The following is a 19,415-nucleotide window of genomic DNA, read 5'->3' as shown; positions in this document are numbered from 1 at the left end:
CGTTAAGGCGGTGTTCCGAATGCCCAAATTCATGTCGCGCGAAGGCGTTCCGCCCGCCATGAATCCCATCATTGTAACTAGGCGCGGCAAGATCGCCCGCCTGGAATCCAGCCTCACCCCGCACGAGGCCCAGATCGAGGATCTGGTCTTTGTGCGAAAAGTGTTGACCAAGGCCGATATTCCGTTCCTGCTGATCCGCAATCACAAGGGCCGCCCGGTGCTGGCGATCAACATCGAACTGCGTCCCGCGGTCGAGCGTGCGCTTGCTGCGGCATGCGCCACCGAGCCGATGTACGCCAAAACCATTGACGAGCGTGGACTTTCCCCGGTCCTGGTGGCCACCGGCGGGCTGTCTGGGCTGGTCGATCCGCACATAGTGCGGCTCTACCGGCGCCGCATCGCGCCGGGCGGATTTCGCTACGGGCCCGCCTTCGGTGTGGAGATCCAGTTCTGGGTTTTCGACGAAGACTTGATCCGCTGCCCGGTGGAGAATTCGCTCACCCGCAAGGTGCTGCCCCGCGCGGAGCTGGTCCCGGCGACCGTCAAGCTTCACGGCTACAAGTGGGCGACCATCGAGGGGATGTTCACCCCGCACGCCAGCGACGTGACTTTCGACATCGACCTGGTCTTCTCCTGGGTCGATGGTAACGACCCCGAGTTCCGTGCGCGGCGCGCCGCGCAGATGTCCCAGCACGTGATCGGCGAGGGCGACGAAGCCGAGGCCCGGATTCGTCAGATCGACGAGCTGAAATACGCGCTGCGTTCGGTGAACATGTTCGCCCCGTGGATCCGTCGCATCTTCATCGCCACCGATTCCGCACCCCCGCCGTGGCTGGCCGAACACCCGAAGATCACCATCGTGCGCGCCGAGGACCACTTCTCCGACCCCGCCGCACTGCCCACCTATAACTCGCATGCGGTGGAAAGTCAGCTGCACAACATTCCGGATCTGGCCGAGCATTTCCTGTACTCCAACGACGACATGTTCTTCGGGCGGCCGCTGAAGGCCAGCATGTTCTTCTCACCGGGCGGGGTCAGCCGGTTCATCGAGGCCAAGACGCGAATCGGGCTGGGCGCCAACGACCCCACCCGCAGCGGCTTTGAGAACGCCGCCCGGGTGAATCGCGGGTTGCTCTACGAGCGGTTCGGGCAGGTGATCACTCGTCACCTCGAGCACACGGCGGCACCGTTGCGCAAGAGCGTGCTGATTGAGCTGGAGCGGGAATTCCCAGAGGAATTCGCGCGCACGCAGGCCAGTGCATTCCGGTCGGGCACCGACATTTCGGTGACCAACTCGTTCTATCACTACTACGCGCTGATGACCGGTCGCGCCGTTCCGCAGGAAAAGGCGAAGGTGCTCTATGTCGACACGACGAGCTACGCGGGCCTGGGATTGCTTCCCGAATTGCGCAAGGGACGCGGATACGACTTCTTCTGCCTCAATGACGGCAGCTTCCCCGAGGTATCCGCGGCCGAGCGCGCCGAACTGGTGGTCACCTTCTTAGAGCGCTACTTCCCGATCCCCGCACCCTGGGAGAAGGTGGCCGCCGACGTCAGCCGGCCGGATTTTGCGGTGCCGACGGTGTCAACACCATCGGAGGGTGGCTGAACAGCGAATCCCGCCGGGACGGCTCGATAAAGATGCCGCTCTCGGTGATTTCGCGTTTCGACTGCTCGGGTGAAACGAAGGTGCCCACGGTCTGACCGCCGCCAAGCGGAACCACCGAGTGCACGACGGTGTCCTGGTAGACGTGCACGAGGTTGCAGCCCTGGGCGCCGTCTCGGCCGCGGGTCCCTCCGGCGGCGACGGTGAGGTCCTGGGTGTAGCAGGTGGCCGAGGCCACCGACACCGGGATGCCGACGAAGGTCGCGTTGGTCGAGTAGTGCAGGTGCCCACCGAGAATCGCACGGACATCGCTGCCCTTGAGCACCCGGCCCAGCGCAGCCTGGTCGCGCAGCTCCACCGTGACGGCCATGTCCAGCACGCTCGGAATCGGTGGATGATGCAGTGCCAGAATGGTGCCGTCTGGCGCCGGCGTCGCCAATTCCGCGGCCAGCCAATCCAATTGGGCCGCCCGGACTTCGCCGTAGTGGTGACCGGGTACCGAGGTGTCCAAGGTGATGACGCGCAGGCCGTCGATCATGCGCACCCGGTCAAGGGGTGCCATCGACGGCGCCTCGTCGAGCAGGAACCTGCGCAGTTCGGCGCGGTTGTCGTGATTGCCCATCACCCAAACAAGTTCGGCGCCAAGCGCTTCGGCGAACGGCTCGACCAGGTCGCGAAGCTTGCGATAGGCCGCAGGCTCACCCTGGTCGGCCAGGTCGCCGGTGAAAACGATTGCGTCGAAACGCAACCCGGAATCTTTTAACTGATGAAGCAGGTCGCCCAGCCGGTCGTCGGCGGCTACCGCACCGTAGAGCGGGCGATCCCCTGCGATGAGATGAGTGTCGCTGATATGTAAGAGAACGTAATCCGGCCGCGGATGCTCCGCGGCCCTAAGTCTGTGCACCGGAGGTGCCACACCCTTTCATTGCTTGTTGAAGCTTGTCGATTTTTGACGCGGGCTAACGAGTATAGCGGCGCTGGATGACCAACGCGGCCATCGCGCCGACCTCGTTGATGGCCAGGTGCACCAACATCGGCGCGGCCAGGCTGCCGCAACGTCGCGCCAGCCAGCCGAACAACCAGCCGGCGATGCCGGTGACCAGGACCGTCGGTAGCAGCGGCTGTCCCGCCGCGCGTGCGTCCGGAATGTGGGAGAGGCCGAACGCGGCGGCCTGCAGCATTTGCCCGCCGGAGGAAGCCAGCGCGCCGCGAAACGCGGCCTCCTCGGCCCAGACGGTGCCCAGCGGTATCTGCACCGCCAGCCACGTCGGCACCGATTCAGGCGTTTCGCGCGCCGACATGGCGAGCCGAACCGGCGGCATCGACGTCGAGGCCGCGATGGCGAACACCACCGCCGCCCCGGCCACTGACCCCAGCCGCAATCCCGCCCACAGCCGTGGCGGTTTGAGTCCCAGGGGCGCACGGGTGCCCACAACCAGAGCGGCTCCCATCCCGGCTTGCAGCGGTGTGCGCCACCCAACCGGAAGCCGCGGGCTGACGAAACTCCAAGCGACCAGGCCCGCGGCCAGGCTCAGCGCACTCGGCCGGCTTACCCGAAGAATCGCGGCAGCACCGCCTCGGACGTCGCACGCAATTCGGCCAGCGACACGGTGAACAGACCCTGCACTTCGATCTCGTCGGAAGCCTGATCGACGACGCCGATGCGGACCGCGGGCAGGCCACGCGCTTCGCACATGGAACGGAATCGGCTCTCCTCGGTGCGCGGCACGGCGACCAACACGCGGCCCGCCGATTCGGAGAACAGCAGCACGAATGGATCCTGGTCTTCGGGAAGCACTATGCGACAGCCGGTTTCGCCGGCCAGCGCCGCTTCCACGAGCGCCTGGGCCAGGCCGCCTTCGGACAGATCGTGCGCCGCGGACACCAGCCCGTCACGCGATGCCGCCGTCAGCACGTCGGCCAAAAGCTTCTCCCGGGCCAGGTCCACCGCCGGCGGCAGCCCGCCCAGATGGTCCGCCGTCACCTGCGCCCAGATCGATCCGTCGAACTCGTCGCGGGTGTCGCCCAACAGGATCAGCGTTTCGCCGGGTTCGGTGCCCAGCCCGGTCGGAAGACGTCGGCTCACGTTGTCCAGGACACCGAGCACGCCGACCACCGGCGTGGGCAGGATGGCCGCCGAACCGGTCTGGTTGTAGAAGCTGACGTTGCCGCCGGTTACCGGAATGCCAAGGGCCGCACAGCCGTCGGCCAAGCCGCGCACCGCCTGGGAGAACTGCCACATGACACCCGGGTCTTCGGGCGAGCCGAAATTGAGGCAGTTGGTGACCGCGACGGGAGTGGCGCCGGTGACGGCGACATTGCGGTAGGCCTCGGCCAGCGCGAGCTGGGCACCGGTGTAGGGATCGAGCTTGGTGTAGCGGCCCGAGGCGTCGGTCGACAGCGCGATGCCGCGGCCGGTGGACTCGTCGATGCGCAACACTCCGCCGTCGGCGTGCTCGGCCAGCACGGTATTGCCGCGCACGTAGCGGTCGTATTGATCGGTGATGAATGCGCGGCTGCACAGGTGCGGACTGTCAAGCAGCGCAAGCAAAGTCGCACGCAGTTCGTCGCCGGTCTTCGGGCGCGGCAGCCCCGCCGAGGTGTCGGCGTTGAGGGCGTCCTGCGATTCCGGACGGGCGACCGGGCGCTGGTACACCGGCCCCTCGTGGGCCACCGTGCGCGGCGGCACGTCGACGACGGTCTCGCCGTGCCAGGTGATCTGCAGCCGGTCGCCGTCGGTGACCTCGCCGATCACGGTGGCCAGCACCTCCCATTTGCGGCATACCGCGAGGAAGGCGTCCACATTTTCGGGCGCTACGACAGCGCACATGCGTTCCTGCGACTCGCTGCACAGCACCTCGGCCGGTGTCATGTCCTTGGCCCGCAGCGGTACGGTGTCCAGCTGGATTGCCATGCCGCCATCGCCCGCTGAAGCCAATTCCGATGTGGCGCAGGATAATCCGGCTCCACCCAGATCCTGGATGCCGATCACCAGGCCGCCGGCATAGAGCTCCAGGCAGCATTCGATGAGCACCTTCTCCATGAACGGGTCGCCCACCTGCACCGAGGGCAGCTTCTTGCGGGCCGGTCCCCCGCCGTCTTCAATATCGAACGTGTCCGACGCCAGTACCGACACGCCGCCGATGCCGTCCAGACCGGTGCGCGCGCCGAACAGGATGATCTTGTTGCCAGTGCCCGAGGCGAACGCCAAATGCAGGTCCTCCTGGCGCAATACGCCCACGCACATCGCATTGACCAACGGGTTGCCGGCATAGCTCGCGTCGAAGACCGTCTCGCCGCCGATGTTGGGCAAGCCCAGCGAGTTGCCATAGCCGCCGATGCCACGGACCACGCCGTCGACCACGCGGCGGGTATCGGCAGCGTCGGCGGCGCCGAACCGCAACTGGTCCATGACGGCCACCGGACGGGCACCCATGGCCATGATGTCGCGGACGATGCCGCCGACGCCGGTGGCCGCGCCCTGGTAGGGCTCGACGTAAGACGGGTGGTTGTGCGATTCCACTTTGAACGTGACGGCCCAGCCGTCACCGATGTCGACGACGCCGGCGTTCTCGCCGATGCCGGCCAGCATGCCGGCGCGCATCTCGTCGCTGGTCGTCTCGCCGAAGTAGCGCAGGTGGACCTTGGAGGACTTGTACGAGCAGTGTTCGCTCCACATCACCGAGTACATGGCCAGCTCGGTGTCGGTGGGCCGGCGTCCCAGGATGTCGCGAATTCGCTGGTACTCGTCGTCTTTGAGGCCCAGCTCGTGAAACGGCTGCGGCTGGTCGGGAGTGGTGGCGGCATGTTCGACGGTGTCATTCACATGGGGGGGCGCGCTCGTCACGGACACAGTCTAGAGAAGATGTCTGCCGCGCTTACCGGCCAAAGCTGTCATCACGGCCGATCAACCCTCCTACGATTTGCTGGTACCGAGTTTTCCCGCGGTGCCCGGACCGGACTTGGTGGGAGAAGTGATGTCTTTCGTGATTGCGTCGCCGGACTTGGTGGCGGCAGCGGCCGCAGATCTCGCCTGTATCCGTGCGTCGATCAGCTCCGCCAGCGCCGTTGTGGAAATCCCGACCACGGGTGTCATGGCTGCCGGCGCAGATGCGGTATCGGCGGCGATCGCGGCGTTGTTCGATACCCATGGGCAGGCGTATCAGATGTTGAGCGCTCAGGCGGTGGCTTTCCACGACGAGTTTGTCCGGGCACTCGGCGCGGGCGCCAGCTCCTACGCGGCCGCCGAAGCGGTCAACGCAGCTCCGCTGCAGGCGATACCAGCCGCGGCGCACAACGTGCTCAATGCGGTAAATGCGCCCGCCCAGGCCGTATTGGGCCGACCGCTGATCGGCAACGGCACCGACGGGATGCCCAACAGCGGGCAGCCCGGCGGAGCCGGCGGATTGTTGTACGGCAACGGCGGTAATGGCGGGTCCGGCGCTGCGGGACAGGCCGGCGGTGACGGTGGAGCGGCCGGGATGATCGGCAACGGTGGGCACGGCGGGGCCGGCGGGCCGGGCACAGCCAGCTCAGCACCCGGCAACCCGGGCGGAGCCGGCGGGACCGGTGGCTGGCTATTCGGCAATGGAGGTGCCGGCGGCCCCGGTGGCGTTGGAGCGCTCTCCGTCGGCGCCAACGGAGGGCAAGGCGGCGCCGGCGGCAATGCGGTCGGCCTGTACGGCAACGGCGGCCTCGGAGGTACGGGCGGGATCAGCGGACCAAATGGCGGCAACGGAGGAAACGGCGGCAGCGGCGGCAACGCCGGCATGTTGGGCCTGGCCGGCGCCGGTGGGGACGGCGGTATCGGTGACGACGACGGCGGATCGGGCGGTACCGGCGGCAATAGCGGGCTGGTGGGTTACGGCGGCGCCGGCGGCAATGGCGGCTTCGGCGGCAATGGCAACGGCGGTAACGGCGGCCATGGCGGTACGGGTGGTCTGATCGGGAGCGGTGGGGACGGCGGGATTGGTGGGTCTGCGGGCACCATTAACGGCAACGGTGGCAACGGCGGTGGGGGCGGCAACGGCGGGATGTTCGGCGACGCCGGCGACGGCGGCGACGGCGGCTTGGGCTTCAACGGAGGGCTTGCAGGCAATGGGGGCAACGCATCGTTATGGGGCGACGGTGGTGCCGGCGGCAACGGGCAATTCGGCGACGGCGGAACGCCATCCGCCGGAGGTGCCGGCGGTAACGGCGGCACGTTCGTCGGCAACGGCGGCGCGGGCGGCTCAGGTGGAGCTGGGATCCCGGGCGGCAAGGGCGGTAACGGCGGCAACGCGATCGGGTTATTCGGGTACGGCGGGTCCGGCGGCGTGGGTGGAGCTGGCTTGGGCGGCGGCATCGGCAGCAACGGTGGTGACGGTGGCAACGGCGGCACCGGCGGGCTGATCGGCGGCGGCGGTGCCGGCGGTGACGCGGGCACGAGTCTGGGGCTGCCCGCGGCCGGCGGCAACGGCGGTAGCGCCCAGTGGATCGGCAACGGCGGAAACGGCGGGGACGGCATCTTCGGCGGACCTGGTGGCACGGGTGGTAAGGGCGGACAGCAGTTCGGCTCAGATGGTGCGCCGGGGGCAAGCTAACGCACGACCCGGTCTAGGCCCCGACGAAATTGGGCTGACAGCGTTATGGGGAGTCCGGATAATGATCCGATGTCCCGCCACTGGCCGCTGTTCGACCTGCGCATCACCACCGCGCGCCTGCAGTTGCGGCTGCCCGACGAGGAGCTGACCGACCAGCTGATCGACACCATTCTCGGTGGCGTGCACGACCCGGACCGGATGCCATTTTCCATCCCGTGGACGCGAGCCTCGCAAGCCGACCTTCCGTTCAACACGCTGTCGTACCTGTGGCGGGAATTGGCCGGCTTCCGCTGGTATGACTGGGCGCTGCCGCTGGCTGTCGTCGTCGACGGGAGAGCCATCGGCGTCCAGGGGCTGCGGGCGAAAGACTTTCCGATCACCCGCCAGGTCGATTCCGGCTCGTGGCTCGGCCTGAACTACCAGGGCCAGGGCTATGGGACCGAAATGCGTTCGGCTGCACTATATTTCGCGTTCGAGCAGCTGGGCGCGGAGGTGGCGACCTCAGCGTCGTTCGTCGACAACCCGGCCTCCATCGCGGTATCGCGCCGCCACGGCTACCGCGACGATGGCGCGGACCGGCTGGCGCGCGACGGTGTGATGGTCGAGCAGCTGCGGTTCCGGTTGAGCCGCGACGAGTGGCAGCGGCGCCGCCCGGTCGACGTGCGGGTGGACGGATTCGACCGCTGCCGACCGCTCTTTCGACTCGACTACTGACCGGCCACGCAGAACACGTTGCCTTCGGGGTCTGCCAGCACCACCCAGCGAAAGTTCTCGCCGACCTGGTGGCGTTCGACCTCGGTGGCCCCGGCCGCGGTCAGCCGCGCCACTTCGCCGTCCACGTCAGCGGCGCTGAAGTCGAGGTGCACCCGGTTCTTCCCGGGTGTCGGATCAGCGACCTTCTGGAAACCGAGGCGAGGGCCGTCGGGCCGCGCCACCGCGAAGAACTCGCCGGGCAGTAGCTCGTGCGTGGTACCACCGAAGTTCTCCGCCCACCACCTGGACAACTTCGCCGGGTCGCCGGAGTCGAACGTCACCATCTCTACGTTGAGTGCCATGGCCGGATGGTAAGTCAGGCCGGTGACAAGAACGCCTGCAGCGCCGCGGTGTAGGCGGCCACGTCATGAGCGCCCATCAGCTCACGAGCGGAGTGCATGGCGAGCTGCGCAGCCCCGACGTCGACGGTGGGAATTCCGGTCCGGGCCGAGGTGAGGGGGCCGATCGTCGAGCCGCAGGGCAGGTCGGCGCGATGCTCGTAGCGCTGCAGCGGCACCCCGGCCTGCTCACAAGCCAGCGCGAACGCCGCCGCCGTGCGACCGTCGGTGGCATAACGCAGATTCGGGTGCACCTTCAGCACCGGGCCCGCGTTCACCTCGATCAGATGGTTGGGTTCGTGGCGCTCCGGATAGTTGGGGTGGGTGGCATGCGCCATGTCGGCCGAGGCCAGCAGCGACTCGGTCAGCTGCCGCAGGTAGTCCTCCCTGGTGCCGCCGGCCGCGAGCACGATGCGTTCCAGCACCGTGGACAGCAGGTTGGACTGCGCGCCATGCCCGGAGGACGAACCGACCTCCTCGTGGTCGAAGACCACCAGCACCGGCAGGTATTTTTGCGGCTGTGCGGCCAGCAGCGCTTCCAGACCCGCATAACAACTGGCCTGGTTGTCCAGCCGCGGCGCGCTGAGCAGGCTGGCATCGGCACCGATCACCGCCGACGGCGTCAGGGCATGGGTCATCAGGTCGGCGGCCAAGACGTCGGATTCGGCGACTCCGGCCCACTCGGCGACATAGCCGAGGAACGAACCCACCTGCTGGCCCACGCCCCATACCGCGTTGAGGTGTCGTTGCGGATCCAGCGTGACCGACTTGCGGTCGTCGGCCAGATGGATGGCGAGCTGCGGCACGCGCAGGATCGGGTCGTCTATCCGAACCAGCCGGTGTGTTACGCCCCCGGACCGCTGAGCGTCGCGCACCGAGAGGCGTCCGCTGATGCCCAGGTCCCGGTCCAGCCAGGAGTTCAGCCAGGCGCCGCCGTACGGCTCGAGGGCCACCACCTGCCAGCCGGCCACGGTGCGGTCGGGATGCTGCTTGACGCGCAGGTTGGGACTGTCGGTGTGGGCGCCGATGATCCGGAAGGGGCCGGGCGGGCCGTCGGACTGCCCGGTGGAATCCCAGGCCACCAATGAGCCGGCTCGGACGGTGAAGTAGCGGCCCGGTTCTTCCGGCCAGCGATCGGCCTCGTTGAGTTCGGTGTATCCGGCTTCGAGCAGCCGCGCGGCCACCGTCAGGCAGACGTGAAAGGGCGACGGCGATACGTCGATAAATTCGCCCAGGCCAAGGGCGGTGGCCACCATGCACCCATGTTTAGCATCCGCCGGTGTCCAGACGTTAGGGTCGTGGCTGTGCCCGCTGTGCCGCCATTTCAGTCTCAGCCGGTTCTCGCGCCGTTGACGCCTGCCGCCATCTTCCTGGTGGCGACCATCGACGAGGGTGGTGAAGCGATTGTGCACGACGCGCTTCCGGACCTGTCGGGGTTGGTGCGCGCGATCGGCTTTCGTGACCCGACCAAACGCCTATCTGTGATCGCTTCGATCGGATCCGAGGCCTGGGACCGATTGTTCGCCGGACCGCGCCCCGCCGAACTGCATCCGTTCATCCCGCTGGCCGGTCCGCGCCACGTCGCGCCGGCCACACCGGGTGATCTGCTGTTCCACATCCGCGCCGAGGCGTTGGACGTCTGCTTCGAGCTGGCCGGCCGGATCCTGAAGTCGATGGCCGGCGCGGTAAAGGTGGTCGACGAAGTGCATGGCTTCCGGTTCTTCGACAACCGGGATCTGCTCGGTTTCGTCGACGGCACCGAAAACCCGGACGGCCCGGTTGCGGTCAGCGCCACCGCGATTGGCGATGAGGATCCGGACTTCGCCGGCTCCTGCTATGTGCACGTCCAGAAATACGTGCACGACATGGCGTCCTGGGACTCGCTTTCGGTCACCGAACAGGAACTGGTGATCGGCCGCACCAAGCTGGAAGACATCGAACTCGGCGACGACAAGAAGCCGGCCAACTCCCATGTCGCGCTCAATGTCGTCACCGACGACGACGGCCACGAGCTGAAGATCGTGCGGCACAACATGCCGTTCGGCGAAGTCGGCAGGGGCGAGTACGGAACGTACTTCATCGGCTATTCGCGCTCACCCGGGGTCACCGAGCAGATGCTGCGCAATATGTTCCTGGGCGATCCGCCGGGTAACACCGACCGCATCCTGGACTTCTCCGGCGCGATCACCGGCGGCATGTTCTTCTCGCCCACCGTCGACTTCCTCGACGATCCGCCGCCACTGCCCGGTCCGCAGGTGACGGCTACTGCTGTTACCCCGGCATCTGACGACGGATCACTTTCAATCGGCAGCCTGAAAGGACTCTCCCGATGAACAACCTGTACCGCGATCTGGCACCGGTCACCGAAGCGGCTTGGGCGGAAATCGAATTGGAAGCATCGCGTACCTTCAAGCGGCACATCGCCGGGCGCCGGGTGGTCGACGTCAGCGAGCCCGGCGGGCCGGTCACCGCGGCCGTCAGCACCGGACGGCTGATCGACGTGGAGGCGCCCACCGACGGCGTGATCGCCCACCTGCGCGACAGTAAACCCCTGATCCGGCTCCGCGTACCATTCACCTTGTCGCGCAACGAGATCGACGACGTCGAGCGCGGTTCGAACGACTCCGACTGGGAACCCGTGAAGAAGGCCGCCAAGAAGCTGGCCTTCGTGGAGGATCGCGGGATCTTCGAGGGTTATGGCCCAGCGTCGATCGAGGGCATTCGGCACGCCACCTCGAATCCCAAGCTGACGCTGCCCGAAGACCCGCGCGACATCCCCGACGTGATCAGCCAGGCGCTGTCCCTGCTGCGGCTCGCCGGTGTCGACGGCCCGTATTCGGTGCTGCTGTCTGCCGACGTGTACACCAAAGTCAGCGAAACCACCGCACACGGATACCCGATCCGCGAACACCTGAACCGGCTCGTCGATGGGGAGATCATCTGGGCACCGGCCATCGACGGCGCATTCGTATTGACCACTCGCGGCGGTGATTTCGATCTGCAGCTGGGCACCGACGTCTCGATCGGTTACCTCAGTCACGACGCCGACACCGTGCAGCTGTATCTGCAGGAAACCCTGACGTTCCTGTGCTACACGGCCGAGGCATCGGTCGCGCTGGGCCCGGCGGAGTAAGTGGTGGCGCGGCTGGCTGGTTCTGTCGCGCTGGTCACCGGCGCCACATCCGGAATCGGGCGCGCGATTGCGCTGCAACTCGCCGAGCGCGGTGCCGACGTGGTGGTACACGGACGCAGCGCCGAACGTGGCGGCGAGGTGGTGCGCGAGATCGAAACGGCCGGCGGCAAAGCGCGTTTCGTCGCAGCCGATCTCAACCAGCCCGACGATGTACGACGGCTGGCCACAGCGGCAGGGCCGGTGGACATCTTGATCAACAACGCCGGCATCTTCAAGTTCGGCGGGACGCTGGAAACCGACGACGCGGTGTTCGACGAGCACGTGAACGTCAACATGCGTGCCCCGTACATCCTGGTTCAGGAATTGGCCCCGGGAATGGTCGAGCGGGGTCGAGGTGCAATAGTCAGCCTGAGCACCATCGCCGCCTCGACGCCAAAACATAAGGGCGGCATATACGGTGCCACCAAAGCGGGCCTGGAACTACTCACCCGGGTGTGGGCAGACGAGTTCGGCGCGGCTGGGGTTCGGGTGAACGCGGTGGCCGCGGGACCGACCGACACACCCGGAACGGAAGCCACACCAGGCCTTCTCGAAGAGTTGGCGAAGATCACCGCCTTGCGCAGGGCAGCGGATGCGCGCGAAATCGCCAGTGCCGTCGTTTTTCTCGCTTCGGAAGAGGCCAGCTACGTCAACGGCGCCATCCTGAACGTAACCGGAGGAGAAAGCTCCTTTGCCCCGTAGCTAAGCTAGGCTGCATCGTCATCGTCGTCCCGGTCATCGCCGTCGCAGAACAGCTTCTCGGGATGATGGAAGGTATTCGTTCGGGGTTGGCCGTGGTCAAGATGGGGCGGTGGGATCCATTGCGTGTCTCCTTTGGCGTTCTTGCGTGTGGTCCAGCCTTTTTCGGCCAGCGGGTGATGGCCGCCGCAGGCGAAGGTTAGGTCGTTGATATCGGTGGTGTGGCACTGCGCATATGGGGTGAGGTGATGCACCTCGCAGTAGTAGCCGGGCATGTCGCAGCCCGGCGCTGTGCAACCACGTTCCTTGGCATACAACATAATTCGCTGACCTGGTGAGGCGAGCCTCTTGGTGTGGTACAGCACGACGGCCTTGCCGTCATCGAAGATCGCCAAATAATGATGTGCCTGCCGGCCCAGGCGGATGACGTCGGACATGGGCAGGATGGTGCCCCCGCCGGTCAGGCCACGCCCGGTGGCCGCCTCCAGCTCCCGCAAGGTGGTGGACACGATGATGCTGGCCGGTAACCCGTTGTGCTGCCCTACTTCACCGGACATCAACAGCGCCCGCAGACCGGCGAGCAGTCCGTCGTGGCAGCGCTGCGGCTGACTGCGGACATCCCGGCGTACTGCCTCCTCGGACGCTTCCCCGCCGACCACCGCAGCCTCATCCTCGGGGTTACACATACCCGGGGCCGCTAGCTTAGCCAGGGCTGCCTCCAATGTGGCACGCAGTTCCGGAGTAATCATTCCGCTGATGCGCGACATGCCGTCAAATTGCTGGTTGCCCAGGGTGATTCCGCGCTGACGGGCGCGGTCTTCGTCGGTATATGTGCCGTCGGGATTGAGACAATCGGTAAGTACCTTGGCATATTTGGCTACCTGGTCAGGGCGGTAGTGGGTGGCCTTGTCGGCCAGGTCGGCTTCGGCGGCCTCGCGGGTGAACAGGTCGACCGCGGCCGGCAGCTTGTGCAAAAAGCTGCGGATCTGTTTGACGTGTTCGTCGCCGATCAGTCCTTTCCGCTGAGCTTCCGCGGTGGCACTCAACCTCGGCGCCAACGGTTCCCCGGTCAACGCGCGGCGCTCGCCCAGATCCTCGGCTTCGGCGATGCGCCGCCCGGCCTCAGCCTTGGTGATGTGCAACCGGTCGGCGACCGCCGAGCGCAACTTGCCACCCAATTCCTCCTCACCGGCTTGCTCGGCCAGCTGGTTGATCAACGCATGTCCGGACACCGGCAACCGGCGCGCGACCCGTTCCAGGCGTTCCAGCGCGCGTAGTAGTTCAGGTGTGGTGAACACGTCAAAGGTCAACCCACACAGACGATCCAGCACATTGTCGAGCACATCGAAGACCTCCACGATCTCCTCGCGCGAGCTCGCACCCATGCCTCGAATACTACGAGGCCCCACCGACAAGAATGCCTGCCGCAGCTAGAGATCCAGCACGACATCACTTTCCGGCGCCGCCGAACAAATGAGCACCTCGCCCACATCCGGCTCCTCCAGCGGCGCGTGGACATAACGCGTCGCGCCCGCGACAACTCCGGTGACACACACATGACATACCCCACTGCGACAGGAGAACCTGGTGGGCACGTCACAGGCTTCAGCAAGTTCGAGAATGCTGCCGTAAGCCGGTGACCAATTGACGGTAAGGCCGCTGCGCGCGAAGGTGATTGACGGCCCGGGGCCGGGCTCTCCTGCGGGCAGGTGCGGCGGCGTGCGCACTCCGGTGTCGACCACACCCGGATTGATGGCCGGTAGCGCGCCGAACATTTCGCTGTGGATAGCCCCGGCTGCCAACCCGATAGTCGTGAGATGGCCGCGTATGTCGGACATGAATTGCACTGGGCCGCACAGATAAACCGTGGCATCCAGCGGCTACTACCCGCCGCGGCCAACGCATGCAGCATGGCCAGGACCGGAGTGACGCCGATCCCCGCCGAAAAGAGCACAACCGGACCGGTCCCGTCCACCAGATAGAAGTCACCTCGCGGCGCCGCGGCCTCGATCACCGAGCCCGGTGCGATGTGCTCGTGAAGCCAACGGCTCACCAACCCGTGCTCTTCGCGTTTGACGCTGATGCGGTAGTCAGCTGAGCCCGGATCATCCGAGAGGGAGTAGCTGCGCATCGGCGCCATCGTGCCAGCGTCGGGAATTCGCACGGTCAGATACTGGCCCGGCAGCGACCCATTGCCGTCGGCCGCAAGCCAGATCGACAACACACTCGCGCTCTCGCGTCGCGTTGCCGTAACCCGCATCTGACGCAATCCGTTCCAGGCAGGCATGATTCGGCCAGACAGCCCCGCAGCCAGCATTTCGGTGAATGATTGCCGCCAGCCCGGGCTGAGCGCCGGTACGTCGACGATCTTGCGCAATTGGTCGGCGTTGCGGTTGGGCAGATACAGCAACGCGTCGACGTCGGCCACACTGAGCTCGTGGCGGCCACGGCGGGTGCGCACGATCTCGTCGCCGGCGCAAACCTCGCCCTCGGTGATGACGCGGAAGTAGAAGCCCGGACGATGCTGCGCGACAAGCAGATTGGGCATCTCGGGCTCATCCAGGCGCATGCCGACCCGAAAGCAGGTGACGCGCGGCTGGGTGACTTCGAATTCGGCGCTGCCAATGCGGTAGCGGTCCCCGATGCATACTTCGTCGTCACCGAGACCCGCTACGGTGAAGTTCTCCCCGAACTGCCCGGGTCCTAGGTCGCCGCGGCCCAAGAAGCCACGCCAGAAGTCGTAGGACTCCAGCTGATACACCATGACCGCACGCTGCTCACCGCCATGGCCGGTGAGATCGCCCTGGCCGTCGCCGTCAATGTTGTTGCGGCGCACTATTACCGGACCATCGACCGGTCTCTTCCATATCCCGGTGTGGATGGTTCTGCCCTGCCATTGCACATCCTTGGGCATGCCGACGTTGACCGAAACGAGCGTGCCCAGGTACGTCTCCTCACCGCGCCGGAAAATGGGGGAGCTGACCCAGAATATGCATCCTCGCCCTAGCGGTCAACAGCCGCCGGATGCATAATGGGTTGTACAACCCAGAACACTCGGAAGGCGCTCCCATGCCGACTGTCCATCATCGCTACGCAACCATCGACGGTCATCGGCTGTTCTTCCGCGAAGCCGGCAACCCCGATGCGCCCGCAATCGTGCTGCTGCACGGATTCCCCACCAGCTCATACATGTTCCGGCAGCTGATTCCCGCGTTGGCGGATCGCTACCACGTGATTGCACCGGATCATTTGGGGTTCGGCCTCTCCGACGCACCACCCGTCGAGGAGTTCGACTACACATTCGACGCGCTCGCGGAATTGACCGCCGGCTTGCTGGGCGAACTGGGCATCGGCAGGTACGTAATGTACGTCCAGGACTACGGCGCTCCGATCGGATGGCGCTTGGCGCTGCGGGATCCCGACGCCGTCACGGCGATCATCACCCAGAACGGCAACGGTTACGACGCCGGATTCGTCGAGGACTTCTGGAAGACGGTATGGGCGTATCAAGAAAACCCGGACGACGAGGCCGCGGTTCGGCAGTTCCTCACCCTGGACGCCACCCGCTGGCAATATCTCACCGGCGTTGCCGACGAGACGCTGGTCGATCCCGAATCCTGGTATCACGACTACGCATTGATCTCACGGCCCGGAAATGACCAGGTGCAGTTGAAGCTGTTTCGCGACTACGCAACGAATGCGCCGCTGTATCCGCGCCTGCACGAGTATTTCCGCGATAGCGGCGTCCCGCTGCTGGCGGTGTGGGGCCGCGGAGACGAGATATTCGGGCCGGCCGGTGCGCAGGCTTTCACCGACGACCTGCCCCATGCCGAGATCCACCTGCTGGACGGCGGGCATTTCCTGCTGGAATCCGCCTTGCCGGAGGTTACCGAGCTCATCCGCGGCTTCCTCGCGAAAGTTTCCGTGCCCGCCTGAAGCCGAGTGCGGCGGGTTAGCCTGTTCCGATGGCTCATCCGGACGATCCCACCGCGAAGCGGCTGACCCCTAAGGGGCGCACCACCCGCGATCGGATCGTGCTGGCCGCCGCCGAACTGATTGTCAGCCATGGATTGCGCGCATTGAATATGGATCGCGTGCGACAGGCCGCGTCGGTGAGCGGCTCGCAACTCGCGCACTATTTCACCGGCAAAAGCTCGTTGATCCGGGCGGTCGTCACCCGCCAGGTCGGCGTGGTACTGGACTTTCACCAGCAGCCGCAGCTGGGTGGCTTGAATTCGTTCGACGACTTCGAACGTTGGGTCGATCTCAACATGCGCTACCTGCGGCGCGTCGGCAACACCGGTACACCCACCTACCACGCGCTGGCCGCGCAGCTGGCAAAGTCCGACGACGCGACGCGTGAGGCGGTGGCCACCGGCTACTGGCAGTGGATCGCGTTGCTGGAAGCGGCAATTCGGCAAATGGTGGATAACGGCAGCATCGCCGCGGACGCCGATCCTCGCCGCATTGCGACGGTGATCGTGTGCGCACACCAGGGTGGCGCCACACTGGCCTATACCTACCGGGCCCAATGGCCGCTCGCAGACGCCATCGCCTTCGCCGTCAACTACCTGCGCACGTTCGCCACCGATCCCGCCGAACGACTCCCGCGCCGCCGCCCGCGTGCCCGGCGCCCACGAACGAGAGCGTCCTGAGTGGCCAGGGATTCCCAGCTCACCCGCAAAGGCCTGGCGACCCGGGCACGTATTATCGGAGCGGCCGCCGATCTGGTGTTCGAGCGCGGCGTTTCCAACGCCAGCATTGACGAAGTGCGTACCGCCGCAGGGGTCAGCGGATCACAGATCTCGCACTACTTCGGCGACAAGCGCGATCTGATTCGCCAAGTGATCGCATCCCGCCGTGCTGACGTGGTGGCGTTCCACACGCAGGCGCGGCTTGGCGAACTCGACAGCATTGCAGCGCTGCAAGATTGGGCCACCGCGTGCGTTGACGACATCGAATCCGTATATCGCCGTGGCGGTTGCGTCTACGGTTCGCTGGCCGGCGAACTGATCGACGCGGACGACGAAATCCACGCCGACCTCTCCGCGGGATACGACGCGTGGATCGAGCTGTTTCGCGGTGGACTCGCCGCGATGCGCCGCCGGGGCGACCTGCGCCCCGACGCCGATCCCAAGCACCTGGCGGTATCGCTGGTCGTCGCGCACCAAGGTGGGGCCATGCTCACCCACGCCACCGGCGACCCGGAGCCACTGCGTGCGGCACTGGACGCGGCGGTCGCCTATGTGCGTTCCTTTGCGCCGCAATCCACCAAGCGCAAGCGATCTTGACGCTGGCTCGACGCCCGGCCGTCTCATGTCTTCCCTTTCGACCAGATCCATGAAGCGCACAGCGTCATGGAAGCCGGAGAAGCCGGTGGCAAAATGGTGGTCGTCGTCGAATGAAGTCCCGGAAGCTGGGACCTGCGCGCAACGATCGAAAGCCGAGGCCTACCCGTGCCACCGTCTGTCGTGGTGTTTGACGTGAACGAGACGCTGCTCGACATCGGTTCCATTGCACCGCTTTTCGCTGACCTGTTCGGTTCGGAGGGCGTGCTGCGCGAATGGTTCGGTCAGCTCATCACGTACTCGATGACGGTTACGCTCACCGGCGAGTACGTGGACTTCTCCACGCTCGGACAAGGCGTCTTGCGCATGGTGGCCGACATCCATGGGGTGGACATCACCGAGAATGACGCGGCTTCGCTCAAGTCGGCAATGCTGACGATGCCCGCGCATCCCGATGTGGCTGCCGGGCTGACGGAGTTGCGCGCCAACGGATTTCGACTGGTCACGCTGACCAACTCGCCGCCAAGCGAGGGCGCCAGCCCGCTCGAGAACGCCGGACTGGCAGGCTTCTTCGAGCAGCAGCTGACCGTAGATTTCTGCCGGGCATTCAAGCCCGCGCCGGCCGTGTATCGGCATGTATGCGAAGTCCTCGACGTGGCGCCCGGCGATTGCATGATGGTGGCCGCTCACGTGTGGGACCTGCTCGGTGCGCAACACGTCGGCTTCAGCTCGGCGCTGATCACCCGTCCCGGCAACCGGCCGCTGCCGGTTGGCGATCAGCCCACCCTGGTTGCCCGTGACCTACGCGAGCTTGCCGGGAAACTGGCCAGTCGGCCGCGGTGAAACTGCTACCCTTTCGGAGTGCGGAGCAACTGTTCCATCCTGCTGGCCCTGGTCACGGCGCTGCTCGCGTTCGTCGCCCCGGCTGGTCTCGCTGAGCAGCGACCGGTTCGGCTGACCGACAGCGCCGTCAAGGAGCCGCTGCGCGGGCTCATCTCCATGGGTGCTTACAAGTTCGCGCCGGTCCTCGGCGAGCCGGACAACTCCCTCGACACGGTGCGCCGCAAGACCGGACTGCTGCAGGGCATCGTCATCCTGGCGTCGTGGCGCTCGCTGGTGCCGACGGCCACTTCCGGTCTCGCCGACAACAACGAGATCGACCAGGGTCTGGACGCCGTCCGGAAATACAACCAGGACAATCCGAAAACGCCGCTCGCCGTGAAGATCCGGGTGTGGGGCGGCTTCTGGGCGCCCGATTGGGTGATGGAGGCCAGCGGCGGCAAGATCCCGGTGGTGCACACCAACGGCCAGGGCAAGTCCAAGGACCGCAACCTGGGCCATGTGTGGAGCGATGCCTACCACAAGGCGTGGGCGCACCTGCAGGAGTTGCTCGCCGCCAAGTACGACGGCGATCCGCTGGTCCACGAGGTCGCGGTCACCTCCTGCATGATGTTCACGGCCGAGCCGTTCTCCATCGACAGCCATCCCGGCGCGCTCGATCCGCTACGCAAAGCCGGGATGACCGACGCCAACTACAAGGCTTGCCTCAATAACATCGTCGACGACTACGCACCCTGGAAGACAACGCGTTTCGAGACGCCGCTCAATCCGTTCAAGGAAACCGACAGCGGTAAGCCGGTCCGTGATGTGAACTTCACGCTCAGCTGGATGGACGACTGCCGAAAGCGCGCCGGCGACCGCTGCGTCTTCGACAACCACGACCTGGACCTACCGACGAAGGTGCCCAAGGAACTGCAGACCATCTACGCGGCGATGAAGCGCAGCGGCGCGGAGGTGGAATTCCAGACCGGCCCGGCGTCACCGCCCGACCTCGGCGGCGTCATCGGCTACGGCGTCTCCAACGGCGCAACCAGCATCGAGCTGTATCAGGATTACGGCGGATTCACCCTGGTGCCCGACGCGGACCTGCGTAAGTACTCAGCGATGCTGATCAACAACCACTGAGCTATCGGCGGC

17 protein-coding genes and 2 pseudogenes are annotated in these 19,415 nt (G+C 66.0%); 12 read left to right on the top strand and 7 right to left on the bottom strand.

Annotated features, from left to right (window positions below; translation table 11 throughout):
* Window positions 1-19 precede the first annotated feature (19 nt).
* On the top strand, window positions 20-1,609 hold the full coding sequence (locus BST12_RS04090) for a stealth family protein (protein ID WP_083111734.1): 1,590 nt from the start codon (window positions 20-22) through the stop codon (window positions 1,607-1,609).
* Here BST12_RS04090 and cpdA read toward each other — a convergent pair.
* Genes cpdA through purL form a run of 3 tightly spaced genes read right to left on the bottom strand, consistent with a single transcriptional unit; the run spans window position 1,554 to window position 5,432 of the window.
* A complete protein-coding gene (gene cpdA, locus BST12_RS04085) occupies window positions 1,554-2,510 on the bottom strand; it encodes a 3',5'-cyclic adenosine monophosphate phosphodiesterase CpdA (protein WP_083111912.1) in 957 nt (318 codons plus the stop codon). The two genes, BST12_RS04090 and cpdA, sit on opposite strands and share 56 nt — an antisense overlap.
* 55 nt (window positions 2,511-2,565) lie before the next feature.
* A complete protein-coding gene (locus BST12_RS04080; protein WP_245850065.1) occupies window positions 2,566-3,168 on the bottom strand; it encodes an Rv0804 family intramembrane glutamic endopeptidase in 603 nt (200 codons plus the stop codon).
* The gene (gene purL / locus BST12_RS04075) at window positions 3,156-5,432 is read right to left on the bottom strand and encodes a phosphoribosylformylglycinamidine synthase subunit PurL (protein ID WP_139801490.1); all 2,277 of its coding nucleotides are present in this window, start codon (window positions 5,430-5,432) and stop codon (window positions 3,156-3,158) included. The genes BST12_RS04080 and purL overlap by 13 nt, the downstream gene beginning before the upstream one ends.
* A 151-nt stretch (window positions 5,433-5,583) precedes the next feature.
* Here purL and BST12_RS04070 point away from each other — a divergent pair, with 151 nt between their 5' ends.
* Both BST12_RS04070 and BST12_RS04065 read left to right on the top strand, forming a co-directional pair.
* A complete protein-coding gene (locus tag BST12_RS04070; RefSeq protein ID WP_083111909.1) occupies window positions 5,584-7,188 on the top strand; it encodes a PE family protein in 1,605 nt (534 codons plus the stop codon).
* Between the two features lie 69 nt (window positions 7,189-7,257).
* A complete protein-coding gene (locus tag BST12_RS04065) occupies window positions 7,258-7,902 on the top strand; it encodes an acetyl-/succinyl-CoA transferase (RefSeq protein ID WP_083111733.1) in 645 nt (214 codons plus the stop codon).
* Here the strand turns inward: BST12_RS04065 and BST12_RS04060 are convergent.
* The gene (locus tag BST12_RS04060) at window positions 7,896-8,243 is read right to left on the bottom strand and encodes a VOC family protein (RefSeq protein WP_083111732.1); all 348 of its coding nucleotides are present in this window, start codon (window positions 8,241-8,243) and stop codon (window positions 7,896-7,898) included. The genes BST12_RS04065 and BST12_RS04060 overlap by 7 nt on opposite strands.
* Window positions 8,244-8,257: 14 nt before the next feature.
* Complete coding sequence (locus BST12_RS04055) at window positions 8,258-9,535, bottom strand: M18 family aminopeptidase (protein ID WP_083111731.1); 1,278 nt, start codon at window positions 9,533-9,535, stop codon at window positions 8,258-8,260.
* A gap of 42 nt (window positions 9,536-9,577) precedes the next feature.
* Here BST12_RS04055 and BST12_RS04050 point away from each other — a divergent pair, with 42 nt between their 5' ends.
* Genes BST12_RS04050 through BST12_RS04040 form a run of 3 tightly spaced genes read left to right on the top strand, consistent with a single transcriptional unit; the run spans window position 9,578 to window position 12,153 of the window.
* The gene (locus tag BST12_RS04050; RefSeq protein WP_170062046.1) at window positions 9,578-10,612 is read left to right on the top strand and encodes a Dyp-type peroxidase; all 1,035 of its coding nucleotides are present in this window, start codon (window positions 9,578-9,580) and stop codon (window positions 10,610-10,612) included.
* Window positions 10,609-11,412 carry a family 1 encapsulin nanocompartment shell protein gene (locus BST12_RS04045; RefSeq protein ID WP_083111730.1) on the top strand — a complete coding sequence of 268 codons (804 nt, stop codon included), beginning with the start codon at window positions 10,609-10,611 and terminating at the stop codon, window positions 11,410-11,412. The genes BST12_RS04050 and BST12_RS04045 overlap by 4 nt, the downstream gene beginning before the upstream one ends.
* A gap of 3 nt (window positions 11,413-11,415) precedes the next feature.
* Window positions 11,416-12,153 (top strand): SDR family NAD(P)-dependent oxidoreductase, encoded by a 738-nt coding sequence (locus BST12_RS04040; protein WP_308207367.1) that lies wholly within the window; start codon window positions 11,416-11,418, stop codon window positions 12,151-12,153.
* 5 nt (window positions 12,154-12,158) lie between these two features.
* Here BST12_RS04040 and BST12_RS04035 read toward each other — a convergent pair whose 3' ends face one another.
* Window positions 12,159-13,535: an HNH endonuclease signature motif containing protein gene (locus BST12_RS04035; RefSeq protein WP_083111729.1), complete on the bottom strand. Its 1,377-nt coding sequence runs from the start codon at window positions 13,533-13,535 to the stop codon at window positions 12,159-12,161.
* A 45-nt stretch (window positions 13,536-13,580) separates the two neighbouring features.
* Window positions 13,581-15,094 (bottom strand): annotated as a pseudogene (locus tag BST12_RS04030) (MOSC domain-containing protein).
* Between the two features lie 125 nt (window positions 15,095-15,219).
* Here BST12_RS04030 and BST12_RS04025 point away from each other — a divergent pair.
* From BST12_RS04025 to BST12_RS04005, 6 genes and pseudogenes are all read left to right on the top strand, one after another.
* Window positions 15,220-16,086 (top strand): alpha/beta fold hydrolase, encoded by an 867-nt coding sequence (locus tag BST12_RS04025; RefSeq protein ID WP_083111728.1) that lies wholly within the window; start codon window positions 15,220-15,222, stop codon window positions 16,084-16,086.
* Window positions 16,087-16,115: 29 nt separating this feature from the next.
* Entirely contained in the window at window positions 16,116-16,805 is a 690-nt protein-coding gene (locus BST12_RS33225) for a TetR/AcrR family transcriptional regulator (RefSeq protein ID WP_245850051.1), read from the top strand.
* Window positions 16,806-17,441, top strand: a complete 636-nt coding sequence (locus BST12_RS33220) for a TetR/AcrR family transcriptional regulator (RefSeq protein ID WP_245850049.1) — start codon at window positions 16,806-16,808, stop codon at window positions 17,439-17,441.
* A 6-nt stretch (window positions 17,442-17,447) separates the two neighbouring features.
* Window positions 17,448-17,555, top strand: a pseudogene (locus BST12_RS04015) (zinc-binding dehydrogenase); the annotation flags it as partial.
* A gap of 69 nt (window positions 17,556-17,624) precedes the next feature.
* On the top strand, window positions 17,625-18,281 hold the full coding sequence (locus BST12_RS04010) for a haloacid dehalogenase type II (RefSeq protein ID WP_372510969.1): 657 nt from the start codon (window positions 17,625-17,627) through the stop codon (window positions 18,279-18,281).
* A gap of 18 nt (window positions 18,282-18,299) precedes the next feature.
* Complete coding sequence (locus BST12_RS04005) at window positions 18,300-19,403, top strand: hypothetical protein (RefSeq protein WP_083111726.1); 1,104 nt, start codon at window positions 18,300-18,302, stop codon at window positions 19,401-19,403.
* Window positions 19,404-19,415 lie beyond the last annotated feature (12 nt).

The sequence above is a fragment of the Mycobacterium angelicum genome, from assembly GCF_002086155.1.
Classification (GTDB): Bacteria; Actinomycetota; Actinomycetes; order Mycobacteriales; family Mycobacteriaceae; genus Mycobacterium; species Mycobacterium angelicum.
The sequence above is the reverse complement of the archived record's forward strand: the minus strand, read 5'-3'. Positions and strand labels throughout refer to the sequence as shown.